The following is a 14,589-nucleotide window of genomic DNA, read 5'->3' as shown; positions in this document are numbered from 1 at the left end:
GCGTGCTGGCCATCGTGTTTTCGTACATCAACGAGGCCTGTATATTGATAAGCGTGGCATGTTTCATCGTGGGCTGGTACCACATCCGGCATCACCGCGTGCGTGTGCATCGGCGATGGATGCTCCGAGGCGTCGTGTTTGCCGCACTCTTTTTCATCATCTACGCGCTGAAGACGGTGCTCCTGGGCGACAACGAGTTCGGCGGGCCAAAAGCCATGCGCCCGTTCTACTACGGGTTTCTCCAGGTCCACTCCGTGCTCGCGACGGTGGCGGCCATTCTCGGAGTCATCACGCTCGTGTATGCGTCGCGCGCGCGCTTTTCACGTCATCGAAAGATTGCCCCTTGGACGCTTGTCACCTGGTTTGTAACGGCGGCCACTGGGCTGGTGGTGTTCATCTTACTCTACATCGTCTACACGCCGGGTCAAGCGGCGGGCCTCTTGTATTCGTATCTCGGGCGCTGAGACGCGCGTCGTCCGGCTGCCTCCCCTATCCTCCTGGCGGTTCGCCGCAGGAGGATATTTTTGTTGCTCGCACGCACAAGCCGCATTCTCCATGTCTTGGAACGCGCCTCATTCTGCGTTATCGTGAAAGAGAAACCGAGCTCGCATAAGAAGGTGAACGTTTTGGACACGCGTGTGGCCATTGTGACAGGGGGCGGCCAGGGCATCGGCCGCGCCATCGCGAAAACCTTCTGGGAGGACGGCTGGCAGGTCGTCATCGCGGAGGTGGACGAGGAGGCGGGCCGCGAGGCGGAAGCGGAACTGGCCCAAAGCGAAGGCCGGGTGCAGGCACGATTTGTGCACACCGACGTAGCGGATGAATCGTCGGTGCAGTCGCTCGTTCGCGAGGTCGAAACCGCGTTTTCCCGGCTCGATCTCGTCGTCAACAACGCGGGCCTCGGCTTCCCGGGCGTTCCCCTGGAGGAACTCCCAGCCGAAGTGTGGGATCGCATCCTCGCCGTCAACCTGCGCGGGCCGTTTCTCATGGCCAAGCACGCCGCGCCGCTCCTTCGCAAGACCCGAGGATGTATCGTTAATATCGCCTCCACACGGGCGCTCATGTCGGAACCGAACACGGAGCCGTACTCTGCCTCCAAAGGCGGCATACTCGCGCTCACGCACGCGCTGGCCGTGAGCCTGGGCCCGGAGGTGCGCGTGAACGCCATCTCTCCAGGGTGGATCGAGGTGTCCGAGTGGAAGAAGTCCTCGCTTCGCACGGTGCCCGATCTGCGCCCCATCGATCACGCCCAGCACCCGGTGGGACGCGTCGGTCGCCCCGAGGACATCGCGGAAGTGTGCCGGTTCCTCGCATCGGACGGCGCCTCGTTCATCACCGGGCAAAACTTCGTGGTCGATGGCGGCATGACCATCAAAATGATCTATGTGGAATGACGAAGGGACGAGCCTGATGTTTTCCTACTCCATTCAGACGCACATCGAGTTCGGCGACGGCGCCGTCGAGCAGCTCCCCGAGCACCTCGTGGCCCGAGGGTTTGGGCGCCGCCTGCTCATCGTGACGGATCCCGGGCTGGTGCGGGCCGGCGTGGCGGATCGCATCGCGGGACTTCTCGCTCGCGCCGGATTTGTGCCCCGGGTGTTCGCCGAGGTTCGGCCCAACCCGGATGAATCCGTCTGCTTCGCCGGCCGAGACGCCTTCTTCGAGCACCGCGCGGACGGCGTGGTGGCCGTGGGCGGCGGCAGCAGCCTAGACGCGGGTAAGGCTATTGCGCTGCTGGCGCGCCAGGGCGGCACGCCGAGCGACTATGCGCTCAACCGCCGTCCGTACGGCCCGCCGGCGCCAGTCTGCGCCGTGCCCACCACGGCCGGGACGGGATCGGAGGTGACGAGATCGGCCGTCATCACGGAACAGGGCACGCACCGAAAGCTCACCCTGAAGCACGAATCGCTGCGCCCGCCGCTTGCCGTGTGCGATCCGGCCCTCACCGCGAGCCTCCCGCCCGACGTGACGGCCCACACCGGCGTCGATGCGCTGGTGCACGCCATTGAAGGCTCCACGTGCAAGGGGACGCACCCCATCGCGCGAGCCTACGCCCACAAGGCACTTGGCCTTATCTATCGCGCGCTGCCAAGCGCCGTCAAGCACGGCGATCCGGCTTCGCGGCGCGACATGCTGCTCGGCAGCCTGCTCGCGGGTCTCGCGTTTGGATCGACAGATGTGGCCTCCGTGCACTGCCTGGCCGAGGCCCTGGGCAGTCTGTACGACACGCCGCACGGTTTGGCGAACGCGGTGATGCTTTTACCGACGCTTCGATACAACCTGCCCTGCTCGGTGGAACTGTACGCCTGGGTCGCGCGGGCCATGGGCCTGGCGCGCGAGGAGGATGGCGCCGAGCGCGCGGCGGAAGCGCTCCTCGCGGGACTTCGCACTTGGCTCGAGAGCCTCGAGATTCCAAAACTGCGAGATCTGCCAGGCGTGAACCCGTCGGACTTCGACCGCCTGGCGGAACTCGCGTACGAGAACACCTCGACGCCGAGCAACCCGCGCCCGATGACAGTGAGCGACTACCGCGCGGTGCTCGAGATGGCCTATGCAGACTGACGCCATGAGCTTCCGAGGAGGGATGAGACATGCGCACCGCCGTACTTGGACGGAGCGGTATCCAAATCAGCGAAGTGGGCCTCGGCTGCATGACCCTTCCAGCCGATCGGGCCGAAGCCGTGCGCATCATTCGCGAGGCCGTCGATCTCGGCATCACCTTTTTCGACACCGCGGATCTGTACGGGCAGGGCATGAACGAAGAGGTGGTCGGCCAGGCGCTTGCGCCCGTGCGCCAGCGCGTCGTCATCGCCACCAAGGTCGGCAACCGGTTCGAGCCCGGCAAGCCCGGGTGGACCTGGGATCCGTCGCCCGCCTACATCGAGCGGGCGATTCATGCCAGCCTGCGGCGCTTGCGCACGGACTACATCGACCTGTACCAGTTGCACGGCGGCACCATGGACGATCCGTTCGACGAGATCGTCGCGCTGATGGAGCGGTTCGTCGAGAAGGGCCTCATTCGCGCCTACGGCATCTCGTCGATTCGGCCGAACGTCATTCGCCGCTATCTGAATGGCTCCAACATCGCGACCATCATGATGCAGTACAGCCTGCTGGATCGGAGACCGGAGGAGTGGTTTCCAGAGATCGAAGCGAAGGGCGTGGGCGTCATTGCGCGAGGGCCCGTGGCGAGCGGGTGGCTCACCGGCAAGAAGGTCCCGAAACCAGATGACCTGTATCTCGGCTATGGGGCGGCCGATCTCGCCCGCGCGCTGCAAATCTTGCGGGAGGTCGCGCCGGATCGAACACCGGCCCAGACGGCCATCCAGTTCTCCCTGGCGCCTAGCGCCGTCTGCTGCGCCATCCCCGGCGCATCGCGGATGGAGCAAGTGCGCGAGAACGCGGAGGCCGGCAAACTTCCGCCGCTCACGGACGCGCAGATGGCGCGCCTGCGCGACGCGTACCCTGCGAAAGTGTACACCGACCACCGTCCCACCTGACGCTTCGCTCGGCGCCTCAGGCGGGCGTCAGGTGGGCGCATTCACCTGCACAGCGCCGCTGTCCGTCACTTCGATATTCGCCGCTAAGGTCGGCGCCGCCAGCGTCTTGACGAGCGTGGAGGCGCCCGTGGCGGCATTGTACCTGTACACGGACGTCACGAGGCCCTGGCTGTTGATGTCGCCGTAGTACAGCGTGTTCCCCACCACCGCGACGAGCGCCGCGTCGCGCTTGATGAGGCGAATCGTGCCCTGATCGTCAAGCGACAGGACGTTGAAGCTTCCGTCCGCGTAATCCTCGAAGTATAGCTTGCTCCCGGTCTGCGTGATGGCGATGTTTTTAATATACCGCCCGCCCGTCGGCACGAGCGAGACGTTGCTCATCGTGCCGATATGGTAGAGCGAACTCGACGTGCCGCCGTTGATGAGAATGTAGATGTCGTTCGTGTACGTGCTGAACGTGATCTTCGTGAACGAGGCGTCCGCCGGCAGCCCTTCGAAGCGCGTGACGATGGTCTGCACGCCGCTCGGCACATCGACTGTCTTCAGCTCGAGGTCGCCCGGCTGAACCTCTTCGCCGACGAACAGCCGCTCGTCCTCGATCCATTCGACGTACTGGACGGTGTAAGGGTTATTCGCCGCGCACAGTTCCTGTTTGCTTGCGAGATCCATGACGTGCAACACGTTTTTCGAGTCCAGATACGCCACGTACTGGCCGTCCGCCGACACGGTGACGAAGCGATACTGTTTTTTGAGCGCCGCAATCTCCTTCTGTTCCGCCTGCTCCTGCGCCGGCGACACGGTGATGTTGTCCACCGCATTGGCGCTCGATCCGAGCAGGCGATTGTAGTGGTAGAAGAGGGGCAACTGCAGCGCCGTGATGACCGCTGCGATGCCCACAAGTTTCGGCCACACGCGGTTAGCCACGCTTGCCACCGCCTTCCGGCATCACCACGATGGACGTGGCCACCGCGCGGGCGCCGAGGATGTCGACGGGCCGGTTCCACATGCGCCCCTTGTAGACGAACGTGGCGGACGATCCGCCGTCGAGATTGGCCGCGATATCCGCGTGGAACTGCAGCATGATGCGCGCGACGTCCGCAAAGCTCGCGCCCACGTCGTTCGGCCCCGTGGCATACCGCCCGTCCGTCACGAGCAGGATGACGGTGCCGTCCTTCGTCTGCCCAATGGCCGTGCGGGGATTCACCGCGTAGTTCTCGGCGGACACCGTCGGCTTGCCGTTTTCCACGAGCACCGGCCCAAACCCGACGCACTGCCACACGTCGAGCGAGCGCAGCTGATTGAGCGAGTACGTCCCCGCAATCATCTGGCCCTCCTTGGTGAAGGCAATCACCGGCTGCGGCTGATTGGGCGATCCCGTCATGGAGACGAGCTTCCCGTCCGTGATGGTGATCCCCTGCGGATACGCGCCGGTACCCTGCCAGTTGGTGTCGACAAAGCCGCCGGCGTTGATCCCCGCGATGGCGCCAGAATCCTGCACCATCTGCATGACGGTCTCGCCGCGCACGTGCAAGTATTTCGTCGCCACCACGCGGATGCGCTTCGGATCTTTAACTAAGAGGATGAAGGCGTTGAACGTCGGCTCGCGCAGCGTGATCATCTGCACGGTCGGATCGTTGATATGACTGAAGTCGCGCCGCTGGATGTCTTGGATGGGAATGGTCGGCCCGCTCAGGTTGTCCGGCAGCGCGTACTTTTTGATGGTGGCCTCTGAAACCAAGAAAAGCGACATGGGCCGCAGCAAGTACGCATGGCGGGTCTGATCCACGCTCTCGATGATGTACTTCTTCAAATTCGTAAACGGCCCTTCGAAGATCCACAGCACTGTGGACACGTAACCAAACACCAGGGTAAACGCCACGTACAGGAGCGCGCGCAGGCCCCGGCGCGGCTTTCGCGGACCTGGGCTCTTGGGCTGCTTCTCCCGACGTGTGCGCGTTGGTCGACGCTCGTCCATTCTGCGTTTTCACCCATTTCGGCCTGGACAGGCCTGTGATTGGGCAGCGGCCTCGGCCGCGCCCACCGCGCAATCAACAACATTCTAATCCGAAAGCGCATCCGCACCAACTGATAGACGAGCGAGGGACGGTGCGCGTTCGCACAGGCGTGACAGCGGCATCCAAAGCGGATACACTCGCATCGTATGCGAAGGAGGGAGTCACCTTGTCCGAACCTCGCCATCGCGAGCGGTACATCGAAGCCATCCTGCCGCCCGATCCCGTCCGAGACGCCATTCGGCACGCGCTCTTGCAGCGCGGGTGGCCCGACATGTGCGTCTCGCCAGCGCTCGGCCGGTTCCTCACGCAACTCGCCATGAGCGCGGGCGCCGCGCTCGAAATTGGCACATACGCCGGCTACAGCGCCATCTGCATCGCGCGCGGCCTCCGCCCCGGCGCGCGGCTCATCACGCTCGAGTCTCGCGCCGAGCATGCCGATCTCGCCCGGCACCACATCGACGCCGCGAGACTTGGCGATCGCGTCGACATTGCCCTGGGGGACGCCGCGGAGACGCTGGCCCGCCTGCGCGCGGATGGGCATCGATTTGACCTCGCCTTTGTCGACGCCGATAAGCCAAACTACCCGCGATATCTCGACCTCGTGCTCCATCTTTTGTCCCCCGGCGGCCTCATCGTCTTTGACAACGCGTTTGGTCGAGATCGGGTGTTCGATCCGTCGGCCCAAAGCCCCACGCCGGTCGCGCTCAGGGAACTCCATCGCCGATTGTTCGAAGATCCGCGCCTCGTGAGCACCCTCTTGCCCATGTTTGACGGCGTGGCCATCGCGCGCGTCCTCGCGTGACGAGCCTCCTACCTGCGGCCCCGCCGCGCGCTCTGCCAGGATTCCTGCCACGGCTGGACGCGCACGACGCGAGCGCGCGAGGACAAGCGCGACCGTCTGCGCCGACGCCACCCAGACACAAGGGCCGCCATCAGCACCACCGCCGTGCCAGTGCGCGCAGCAAGCTTGACCCACGGAATGGGCTTTGGTACGGGTTGGTATGGCTCCGCGAGCACCAGCGGCACCGTGCCGAGCTTTTTGCCCGTCGAGACATCGACGAGATCGAGTTCCCCCGCCACCGTTCCCTTCGGCGCTGCATGGAGCGGCGCCTGCTCGTGCAACACGTTCTCCACATCGAGAGGGTGACCGAGGGGCACCGTCGCGAGGACCGGCTCTGGCGTGATGACGGGATCCTTCCCATCGCGCGCCGAGACAAAGCCCGCTCGGTATCCGGCGGGTAGAATGCGCTGCGTCTGATAGTGCGCAAACGCGAAATTGAGCAAGTCCGTGGCATCCTGGCGGATTTGCGCGTCCGTGGGACAGTCCATCAGCACTGCGAGAAATGTCGTACCGCCTCGCTTGGCGGCCACGACAAGGGTTTCATGCGCCACGCTCGTAAATCCCGTTTTGACGCCAATGGCGCCCGGATACGTGAACAGCATGCGATTCAAGTTGGTGAGCGTCGCCTGCCACGCGGTTCCCTTCCACGGGTAGGATCGCGTATCGACAATCGTGCGAAACTCTGGGATCTGCATCGCCGCGCGGGCGATTAACGCCATGTCGTACGCGGTGGTGACGTGGCGAGGGTCCGGCAGCCCGCTGGGGTTCACGAAATGCGTATGGGTGGCGCCTAGAGCTCGCGCTTCCGCGTTCATCATGTCCGCGAAGTGGGCCACGCTGCCGCCGTATCGCTCGGCGATCTCGACCGCGGCATCGTTGGCGGAATCGATCAGCAGGCCGTACAGCAAATCTTTCAGTGTCTCCTTCTCGCCGGCGCGCATGTACAGCTTGTCCGGGGGTTGGCGGACCGCATCGGTGGAGGCCGTCAACACATCGGTCAGGTGCCCGAGCCGCAGGGCGAGGAGCGCCGTCATGATCTTCGTAATGCTGGCGGGGTAGTGAAGTGCTGTGGGGTGCTTGGCGTAGACTACAACGCCCGTGTCCATGTCCATCACCACAGCCGCCTGCGACACAATGGAAGGCCATGCGGAGGCGTCTTCTCCGACGACGTAGGGAACGGGACCGAGCTGAACGTTCAACACGTCTTCGCGAGGAATGAGCGACTCGGTCGAAACCGGAGGCGACGTCGAGCGTTCTGCCCGCACCGCGGGACTGTACACGGCCAACGACGCGGCCGCAGCAAGCGCGGCGCATCCGAGGCGGATAAGACGAAATGCCATGCGACCGAGCCACCTCCAGACCTTTTCCTATCCACTCACCGCGCGTCATGCGCGCTCTAATCCCCTAGTTTAGAGGTTGGATTGCACGTTTGGCTAGTGCCGCATTTGACCAACAACAAGTCAAAAAGAGCCTGCCGGCGCCAAGCGGCGACCAGCAGGCTCTCGAAAACACAACTCAATGCGCCGTTCGCTCCCGTCCCACATCCACCGCGTTTCGGCTCGCGGCCGGAACAAACGGAGGGACGGACTGAAACGCCACATAAAGGAGCGACACAAACAGACCGGACACAATGGACACGTGCAACATGAACGCCTGGATGCTCACGTGCGAAGCAATCAAATATACGCCAGACAACGCCTGAAGCACGACAAACACCAGGGCAAACACCGCGCCGCGGAACAAGTCCGGGCGCTCAGCCTTCAACCGGTTCGTCCACGCCACAAGCGTCAACATCCAGAGCACCAAAAACAGCGCGAAGGAGCGATGGACCCAATCGAGGAGCAGCGCGTCATGGAAATTGTAAATCCCCGACTCGGTCGGAAACGGAAGCCCCCGAAACGCATCGCCCGCGCCGCTCGACGAGATGTACGCCCCGATGTACATATCGAGGTAGAGAATCGGAACGCCAAGCCACGCAAACCAGCGAAAGCCGACGCTCGGGGCCTCGTCGCGCAGCGGAAGCTTGACGCCCGTCGCGAGGTACTCTCCGTATACGCGCTCGGCCCGGCGCACATAGATGGCCAGGAGCACGGTACAGGCAAAGGCCAAGAGCGACACGCCGAAATGCGTCGCGATGACCGAAGCGGGCTCGTTGTACACCACCGCGAGCCCGCCGAGGACCGCCTCAAGGAGGACGAAGAAGATGCTCAGGGCGACAAACAGTTGAATCTCACGCCATCCCCGATACCTCAACAAGGCGCTCACCGCGGAGACGAGCAGCAGAATTGTGAGGATGGGAACGCCCACGCGGTGCATGAATTCAATGAACATGCTGAGCGACTTCTCGAGGGCCTGAAGGCTCGGTAGAACCTGACCGTTGCACAGGAACCACTCGTGCCCACATCCGAACGCCGAGCCCGTGTACGCGTCAAGGAAGCCGATGCCGTTCACGATGAAGTTCTGCACCGCCGAAAGGATGGCGATGACGAACACAAACACCCCGAAGCCGCGGCTCCTGATCATCTTCTCACCCCCTCGCGGGCCCTCCGACCATCACGCCACGATCGATTTGAAGGTCATAATCCAGATGGATCCTCCGACGACGCAGAACACGATGAACAGCCCAAAGTAGATGGCCGGAACCTGCCAGGCGCGATCGTCGCTCTCCGTGAAGTGCATGAACATGTACAGCTGGACCAAGAGCTGCCCCACACCGAGGATGACGATGATGGTGATGACGAGCGCCGGCGGCTGATGCGTCGCAAGCGCTAGCCAGAACGCAATGGCCGTTAACAACAGGGACAAAAACAGGCCGAGGATGTGCTTCCAGGGGAAGCCCTCCTCGCGGTGGAACTTGTGCTCCTTGGCTTCCACGTCAGATCACCTTCCCGGTGAGGTATACGACCGTAAAGATGAAAATCCAGACGGCGTCGAGGAAGTGCCAGTAAATGCTCCACAAGAACACCTTGCGCGCGGTGACCGGCGTGATGCCGCGGCGCAACAGTTGAAAGATGAGCAATGTCACCCAGAGCAGACCGACGGTCACGTGACTTCCGTGCGTACCCACCAGGATATAGAACGCGGACAGAAATCCGCTTCGCTGAAGGGTGGCCCCAATCCCGACGTCGTGAATGAACTCGGTCACCTCGAAGCCGAGGAACACAAGGCCAAGCGCCATCGTCACGAGAATCCAGCCAATGACGGCATTGCGATGACCTCGCCGCATTTCATAGGTGGCAAGACCGCAGGTGAACGACGAGAACAACAGGGCAATCGTTTCAATCGTGAATCCTGTGACGTCAAACAGTTGCTGAGAAGTGGGCCCGCCTGCGACGCGGCCATGCATCACGATGTACGTCGCAAACAGGCTCGAGAACAGGATCATGTCCTGGCCAAGGAAGAGCCAAAAGCCGGTGATGCGCAGGCTGTTTTCTTCCTCGTGATACTCGAGCGGAACGTTGGGGTTCACGGGGTGGTGATCCCCGTGAACCGCCGTGTTCGCATTCGACATGCCTTACAACCTCCCCGCCGCGGCCTCGGTCTTTTCGATCTCCTCGACCGGGATGTAGTGCGAGTCGTCATACTCGAACGAGCGCTGCGCCATGCAGATGAGCACGCCCACAAACCCAACGATGGCCAAGATCCACCACTGGAACACAAACCCCGCGCCCATGATGAAGAACAGGGCGCTCATGATGAACGGACGGCCCGAGTTGTTCGGCATGTGAATCGGCCGGAACGGCACGCCCTTCGGCCCGTTGATGGACTCGCCGTTTTGCTTCATCAGCCACCAAGCGTCGCGGCCCTTGACCGTCGGAATGATGGCGAAGTTATAGTGCGGCGCAGGCGAAGTGGTCGCCCACTCGAGCGTGCGGCCATCCCACGGATCGCCCGTCGTATCGCGCTCGCCATAGCGCGCGCTCCACAGGATGTTGTAGACGAAGATGATGAACGCCACGCCCATCAGGAAGGCGCCGATGGTCGAGATCAGGTTCACGACACCCCAGCCATAGCCAGCCGGATACGTGTACATCCGCCGCGTCATCCCCATGAAGCCGAGGAAGAACTGCGGGAAGAAGCAGATGTTGAACCCAATCATGAACGTCCAGAAATGCCAACGTCCCAACTTCTCGTTGAGCAACACACCAAACATCTTCGGCCACCAGTAGTACAGGCCCGAGAACACGCCGAACACCGTACCGCCGATGAGCGTGTAGTGGAAGTGGGCAATCAGGAAGTACGAGTTGTGATACTGATAGTCTGCAGGCGGCACGGCCAGCATGACACCCGTCAGGCCGCCGATGAGGAAGTTGGGAATGACACCCAGGCTCCACAGCATCGCGGTCTTAAACTCCAGCCGCCCTTTGTGCATGGTGAAAATCCAGTTGAACACCTTGACGCCCGTCGGAATAGCGATGGCCATCGTCGACACGCCGAAGAACGAGTTGACGCCCGGACCGGCGCCCATCGTGAAGAAGTGGTGCACCCAGGTCACGAAGCTCAGGATGGCGATGGCCACCATGGACACCACCATGGCGGAATACCCGAAAATCCGCTTGTGCGAAAAGGTGCTGATGACCTCGGACATGAGCCCGAAGATGGGCAAGATGACGATGTACACCTCCGGGTGACCCCAGAACCAGAACAGGTTCACGTACTGCATCGGCGCGCCGCCGCCATTCACGGTGAAGAAGTGCGATCCGAAGTCGCGATCGATCAGCAACAGCGCCAGCGCCACGGCGAGCACCGGGAACGCAAACAGGATGATCACAGACGTCACGAAGACGGACCAGGTGAACATCGGCATGCGCATGAATGTCATGCCCGGCGCGCGCATCCGCAGGATGGTCACAAGGAAGTTGATACCGGTCGCGATGGTACCGATACCGGTGATGGACAGCGCGACGAGGTAATAGTTCTCGCCGGGACCTGGATCGAACTGGTTCTCAACGTAAGGCGGATAGCTGGTCCAACCGCCATCCGGCGAACCGCCGACGACGAAGGACAGGTTGAACAACAGCGCTGCGAAGAAGAACAGCCAGAACGAAATGGCGTTTAGGTACGGGAACGCGACGTCGCGGCAACCAATCTGGAGCGGCACCGCCACGTTGAAGAAACCGATGATGGCCGGCATCGCCATGAACAGGATCATGATGGTGCCGTGCGTGGTGAAAATCTGATCATAGTGATCCGCACTCAGGAAGTGCATGTTCGGCCACGCGAGCTGTGCGCGCATCAGGAGGCCGTCGGTACCTCCGCGGAACAGCATCAGGATGGCCGCGATCATGTACATGATGCCGATCTTCTTGTGATCGACCGTCGTCAGCCACTCGTCCCAGAGCCACTTCCACAAGCGGAACTTGGTGAGGACCACCACGATGCCGAGCGACGCACAAATGATCAAGAAGTCGGACAGCCAAATGAGCGGACCTTCGTCGAGCATGAAGAAATGTACGGCCCAATTGACCACTCCGTGCATGCTCGCTTCCCCTTTCATCCCTGAATTCGCGTCTGCGAACAAGCTTACTCTGGCGTCGTCGACGAGAAGGTCAGCTTGCCGACGAGACCGGGTTGGTTGATCTGCGCTTCGGCCTGCTGCGTCAATTTGGGTGCGGTCTGCTGAACGCTCTTGACCCAGCTTTCAAAGTCCGTCGGCGAGAGCGCGTTGACCGTGAACGTCATGTGTGCAAATCCCCGTCCATTGTACTGAGCGCCGCGCCCGAGATAGCTGCCTGGGTGGTCGGCTTCCAGCCACAGCCTCAGATCCATATTCGGCATCGTAAATTCCATGCCGCCGAGCGCAGGCACCCAGAACGTGTTCATCGGCCCGCTCGAGGTGAGCTGGAAATTGACAGGGACGCCCGCCGGGATGTCCACATAGTTGACCGTCTCGATGTTCTGAGCCGGGTACTTGAACACCCATTTCCACTGCTCCGAAATGACGTCGATTGTGATGGACTTGCCCACGACCTTGGCCGTCGCCGCCTCGACCTTCGGCGGGTAGACCAGCTTGTACGTCACGGCGACCGTCGGAATGGCAAGGGCAATCACGACCAGAATCGGAATCACGGTCCACAGGGTCTCGAGCTTGGCGTTGCCCTCAATCTCCGGCGGCACGTAATCCGCGTTGTCAGGCCGCGCCCGGTACTTGATGATCACCCAGAAAAACAGGATGAACACGGCCAAGACGACAAGCAGCATCAAGATGAACGAATAGATAATGAGATAATACTCGCTCCGAGCCACTGGCCCCTGCGGGCTCAGAACCGGCCAATACTTCGGGCTGTCGCATCCCGTGAGTGCGAGTACCGTAAAACCAATGAGCCCAATCAGTCCTCCCACTCGACGCCCTTTTGGCTTCATCGTCGCTTTCGTCTCCCTTCTGTCCTATCTGTTGCGAAACTTCCGCGGCGCCCCCCCGTTTGCAGACGACGATCGACAACGAAACCATCCGACCGGAACGATTGCACGCATCGCAGTCTGCGGGCCATTGCGGCGCGCTCCATCGCCAAGTTGATGATACCACTTGGCCCGACATATTTCGCGGAGCGGCGCGCTTGACAATATGACGATTTTGAAAAACGTTCAATAAGCAAAGCATGCTTGAAACGATAAGGCGCGGGCCTCTTCGCTCCGGGCCTCCTGCCGCGGCGTCACAAATCCCGCAACCTAGTATTGCTTGTGGGTAGGCAATTTAAACCATGTTACAATGGACGTATCGCGTGGTTGCGCTTCCATGGCGCGCACGTATCCCTGAACCCTTGCAAAGGCGGGACGTTCGATGGAGCTCGTGACGACGTTTGCAGACCTCGTGGATGCCCTTTCTAAGGATTACCGAGTGCCGGACATCGTGCTGGATACGTCCACGGTGCTTTTCATCCTGGAATCTCCGCACATCCAGGAACTTCGCCACGGCGCGCCAGTGGCGGGATCGTCTGGGGCCACCATGTCGCGACACATCTTCGGCCCGGAATATGGCCACCTGCCGCTCGGCCGCATGGTGAAGAAAAATGCGGAGACAGGCGCGAAACGGCCGCGCCTCTCCGCGATTGGTCTGATGAACGTGTGCAACATTCCCTTGCAGGCGGCCGCGTACCCGCGCGACATTCAGGTTCGGTACGCCGACTGGTTTGAGGCGATGAATGCCGTCCGCACGCAGAACCAGAAGTGGTCATTCGCCGACCCGCGCCAACAGGACATTCAGTCCTATCTCGCAAACGACTTGCGCAAAAAGCTCGAGGCCTACCGCGGCCGCGCCATCACCCTCGTTCCCTGTGGGCGGTTTGCGCAGAAGTTCTTCGCGCTGGCCGACGTGGCAGACGAGAAGTGGGACGTGATCGACGGCGTGCCTCACCCGTCGTACAACAGCTGGGATCGCGCGCAATACGCCAAGGCCGTGGAGCGCGTGGTCGAGGCCGTGGGCCTGGCCGGCGCGGAGCTCGCCGTCCAGCTCGAATCAGACGGGTCGCGCGGCGCGTAACACCCGCTTCATCACGTCAGCCGCCGGATAGCCGATCTCGTCGTATCGCCTGCACGCGGCCTCCACGTCGTAGGGAACCCTGCGATGTTCCACGCGGAACGCGTCCCCATCCACGTGCAGGATGACGTACGAGGCCTGGGGCACGCCGTCGAACGGCATGCCGACGCTGCCGAGGTTGACGACCGTCCTCCCACGGATATCGCGGACATACGGCACATGAATGTGGCCGTATAGGTACAGACGCGCGCCCCAGCCGGCGAAGATGCGCGACTCGATGTCCTCATCCGGCGCGTCGGCCGCCACCACAGGAAACGCATCGAGCGGCGTGGCGTGAAAGGCGAGCCAGCGCCCAAACGGCGACTCCTCCTGGAGCAGCAGCGGCAAGTTGGCGAGGTATTCGAGTTCCGCTCGGTTGAGCAACCCCCGTGCAAAGGCTGCCTCCTCGTCCATGCCGGCGCGCCGCTCCTCCGGCACCTCGCCGGGCCGCACGCCGCGCACCACCCATTCGTCGGCGTTGCCGCGGATGACCTTGTCTGCCACCTCGACGACCTTCTCCACACACGCCTTCGGCGCATAGCCCCGAAAGGCGAGATCGCCGAGTACATAGACGCCATCGCATCCCACTTGCCGCAGATCGCCAATGACCGCATCGAGGGCCAGCTCGTTTCCGTGCACGTCCGAGAAAAACGCGAGTCGCATCGACACTCCCCTCCCCATGGTGGTCATGTCCATTGTACGCGTTTCCATCCGGGC

The 14,589-nt window shown here is 62.2% G+C and carries 15 protein-coding genes; 6 read left to right on the top strand and 9 right to left on the bottom strand.

Going from position 1 to position 14,589, the window contains the following annotated elements; translation table 11 throughout:
- The first annotated feature begins 2 nt into the window (after positions 1–2).
- From TC41_RS02975 to TC41_RS02960, 4 genes are all read left to right on the top strand, one after another.
- Positions 3–464, top strand: a complete 462-nt coding sequence (locus TC41_RS02975; protein ID WP_041695661.1) for a DUF420 domain-containing protein — start codon at positions 3–5, stop codon at positions 462–464.
- 162 nt (positions 465–626) lie between these two features.
- Positions 627–1,394 (top strand): glucose 1-dehydrogenase, encoded by a 768-nt coding sequence (locus tag TC41_RS02970; protein ID WP_041695660.1) that lies wholly within the window; start codon positions 627–629, stop codon positions 1,392–1,394.
- Positions 1,384–2,562, top strand: coding sequence for an iron-containing alcohol dehydrogenase family protein (locus tag TC41_RS02965; RefSeq protein ID WP_014463498.1), 1,179 nt, complete (start codon positions 1,384–1,386; stop codon positions 2,560–2,562). The genes TC41_RS02970 and TC41_RS02965 overlap by 11 nt, the downstream gene beginning before the upstream one ends.
- 29 nt (positions 2,563–2,591) lie before the next feature.
- Complete coding sequence (locus TC41_RS02960) at positions 2,592–3,500, top strand: aldo/keto reductase (protein ID WP_014463497.1); 909 nt, start codon at positions 2,592–2,594, stop codon at positions 3,498–3,500.
- Between the two features lie 27 nt (positions 3,501–3,527).
- Here TC41_RS02960 and TC41_RS02955 read toward each other — a convergent pair whose 3' ends face one another.
- Positions 3,528–4,424 carry a hypothetical protein gene (locus tag TC41_RS02955; RefSeq protein ID WP_041694958.1) on the bottom strand — a complete coding sequence of 299 codons (897 nt, stop codon included), beginning with the start codon at positions 4,422–4,424 and terminating at the stop codon, positions 3,528–3,530.
- The gene (locus TC41_RS02950) at positions 4,417–5,475 is read right to left on the bottom strand and encodes a phosphodiester glycosidase family protein (protein WP_014463495.1); all 1,059 of its coding nucleotides are present in this window, start codon (positions 5,473–5,475) and stop codon (positions 4,417–4,419) included. Before TC41_RS02950 ends, TC41_RS02955 begins: the two co-directional genes overlap by 8 nt.
- Positions 5,476–5,681: 206 nt before the next feature.
- Here TC41_RS02950 and TC41_RS02945 point away from each other — a divergent pair, with 206 nt between their 5' ends.
- Positions 5,682–6,317 (top strand): O-methyltransferase, encoded by a 636-nt coding sequence (locus TC41_RS02945; protein ID WP_041694957.1) that lies wholly within the window; start codon positions 5,682–5,684, stop codon positions 6,315–6,317.
- Positions 6,318–6,325: 8 nt separating this feature from the next.
- On the opposite strand, the gene TC41_RS02940 is transcribed toward TC41_RS02945, so the two are convergent.
- The 6 genes from TC41_RS02940 to TC41_RS02915 all read right to left on the bottom strand — a co-directional run bounded on the left by TC41_RS02940 (position 6,326) and on the right by TC41_RS02915 (position 12,719).
- The gene (locus TC41_RS02940; protein WP_014463493.1) at positions 6,326–7,696 is read right to left on the bottom strand and encodes a D-alanyl-D-alanine carboxypeptidase family protein; all 1,371 of its coding nucleotides are present in this window, start codon (positions 7,694–7,696) and stop codon (positions 6,326–6,328) included.
- Positions 7,697–7,871: 175 nt separating this feature from the next.
- Positions 7,872–8,879, bottom strand: coding sequence for a COX15/CtaA family protein (locus TC41_RS02935; protein ID WP_041694956.1), 1,008 nt, complete (start codon positions 8,877–8,879; stop codon positions 7,872–7,874).
- A 30-nt stretch (positions 8,880–8,909) separates the two neighbouring features.
- The gene (gene qoxD / locus TC41_RS02930) at positions 8,910–9,230 is read right to left on the bottom strand and encodes a cytochrome aa3 quinol oxidase subunit IV (RefSeq protein ID WP_008338599.1); all 321 of its coding nucleotides are present in this window, start codon (positions 9,228–9,230) and stop codon (positions 8,910–8,912) included.
- Between the two features lies 1 nt (position 9,231).
- Positions 9,232–9,867 carry a cytochrome (ubi)quinol oxidase subunit III gene (locus TC41_RS02925; RefSeq protein WP_014463491.1) on the bottom strand — a complete coding sequence of 212 codons (636 nt, stop codon included), beginning with the start codon at positions 9,865–9,867 and terminating at the stop codon, positions 9,232–9,234.
- Positions 9,868–9,870: 3 nt separating this feature from the next.
- The gene (qoxB, locus tag TC41_RS02920; protein ID WP_041694955.1) at positions 9,871–11,835 is read right to left on the bottom strand and encodes a cytochrome aa3 quinol oxidase subunit I; all 1,965 of its coding nucleotides are present in this window, start codon (positions 11,833–11,835) and stop codon (positions 9,871–9,873) included.
- Between the two features lie 44 nt (positions 11,836–11,879).
- On the bottom strand, positions 11,880–12,719 hold the full coding sequence (locus tag TC41_RS02915; protein ID WP_081462230.1) for a cytochrome c oxidase subunit II: 840 nt from the start codon (positions 12,717–12,719) through the stop codon (positions 11,880–11,882).
- Between the two features lie 418 nt (positions 12,720–13,137).
- Here TC41_RS02915 and TC41_RS02910 point away from each other — a divergent pair, with 418 nt between their 5' ends.
- The gene (locus TC41_RS02910; protein ID WP_014463488.1) at positions 13,138–13,836 is read left to right on the top strand and encodes a uracil-DNA glycosylase family protein; all 699 of its coding nucleotides are present in this window, start codon (positions 13,138–13,140) and stop codon (positions 13,834–13,836) included.
- On the opposite strand, the gene TC41_RS02905 is transcribed toward TC41_RS02910, so the two are convergent.
- Positions 13,813–14,535, bottom strand: a complete 723-nt coding sequence (locus tag TC41_RS02905) for a metallophosphoesterase family protein (protein ID WP_041694954.1) — start codon at positions 14,533–14,535, stop codon at positions 13,813–13,815. The genes TC41_RS02910 and TC41_RS02905 overlap by 24 nt on opposite strands.
- Positions 14,536–14,589: the final 54 nt, after the last annotated feature.

The organism is Alicyclobacillus acidocaldarius subsp. acidocaldarius Tc-4-1 (assembly GCF_000219875.1).
GTDB classification, from domain to species: Bacteria; Bacillota; Bacilli; order Alicyclobacillales; family Alicyclobacillaceae; genus Alicyclobacillus; species Alicyclobacillus acidocaldarius_A.
The sequence above is the reverse complement of the archived record's forward strand: the minus strand, read 5'-3'. Positions and strand labels throughout refer to the sequence as shown.